Source organism: Paraburkholderia caffeinitolerans, assembly GCF_902859945.1.
Classification (GTDB): domain Bacteria; phylum Pseudomonadota; class Gammaproteobacteria; order Burkholderiales; family Burkholderiaceae; genus Paraburkholderia; species Paraburkholderia caffeinitolerans.
The window spans coordinates 1-1,346 of record NZ_CADIKL010000105.1 but is presented as its reverse complement, the minus strand read 5'-3'; the positions used below and the strand labels follow the sequence as shown (position 1 = coordinate 1,346).

Below are 1,346 nucleotides of genomic sequence, written 5' to 3'. Positions count from 1 at the left end.
CGCCTGCGCAACACCGTCCTGCTCAAGCGCGAGGACAACCAGCCCGTGTTCTCCTTCAAGCTGCGCGGTGCCTACAACAAGATGGCGCACCTCACGCCCGCGCAACTCGAACGCGGTGTGATCACCGCCTCGGCCGGCAATCACGCCCAGGGCGTGGCGCTTTCCGCCGCCCGGCTCGGCGTGAAGGCCGTGATCTGCGTGCCGGTCACCACCCCTCAGGTCAAGGTCGACGCAGTGCGCGCCCACGGCGGCGCCACCGTCGAGGTCGTGCAGGCCGGCGAATCCTATAGCGACGCCTACGCGCACGCCGTGCGCCTGCAGGAAGAACGCGGCCTGACCTTCGTGCATCCGTTCGACGATCCGCACGTGATCGCCGGCCAGGGCACCGTGGCGATGGAAGTGCTCAGCAAACATCAGGCCCCGATTCACGCGATCTTCGTGCCGATCGGCGGCGGCGGACTCGCGGCGGGCATGGCGGCCTACGTGAAGGCGGTGCGCCCCGAGATCCGCGTGATCGGCGTGCAGACCGACGATTCGTGCGCGATGGCGCAGTCGGTGAAGGCCGGCAGGCGCGTGGAGTTGAGCGAAGTCGGCCTGTTCTCGGACGGCACGGCGGTCAAGCTCGTGGGCGAGGAAACCTTCCGGCTGTGCCAGCAGTATCTGGACGAGGTGCTCACGGTGGACACCGACGCGCTGTGCGCGGCCATCAAGGACGTCTTCCAGGACACGCGCAGCGTGCTGGAGCCGGCGGGCGCGCTGGCCGTGGCGGGCGCGAAGCAGTACGCGGAGCGCGAGGGCATCACCGGCCAGACGCTGGTGGCGGTGACCTCGGGCGCGAACATGAACTTCGACCGCATGCGCTTCGTGGCCGAGCGTGCGGAGGTGGGCGAGGCGCGCGAAGCGGTGTTCGCGGTGACGATCCCCGAGGAGCGCGGCAGCTTCAAGCGCTTCTGCGAACTCGTGGGCACGCGCAGCGTGACCGAATTCAACTACCGCATCGACGATGCCGAGCGCGCGCACATTTTCGTGGGCGTGCAGATCCGCAATCGCGGCGAGTCGCAGCAGATCGCGCAGACCTTCGTCGATCATGGTTTCCCGTGCGTCGACCTCACCAGCGACGAACTCTCGAAGCAGCATATCCGCTACATGGTGGGCGGTCGCTCGCCGCTCGCGCACGACGAGCGGCTGTTCCGCTTCGAGTTCCCGGAGCGTCCGGGCGCGCTGATGCGCTTTCTCTCGTCGATGGCGCCGAACTGGAACATCAGCCTGTTCCACTACCGCAACCAGGGCGCGGATTACAGCTCGATTCTCGTGGGCATCCAGGTGCCGGCGTCCGAGGACGCGGA

Annotated in this window: 1 protein-coding gene; it reads left to right on the top strand. The window is 67.9% G+C overall.

Translation table 11 applies throughout. The features are described 5' to 3' along the window. A partial coding sequence (gene ilvA / locus HV773_RS36440) for a threonine ammonia-lyase, biosynthetic (RefSeq protein WP_175198545.1) occupies nt 1–1,346 on the top strand: 1,346 nt, incomplete at both ends.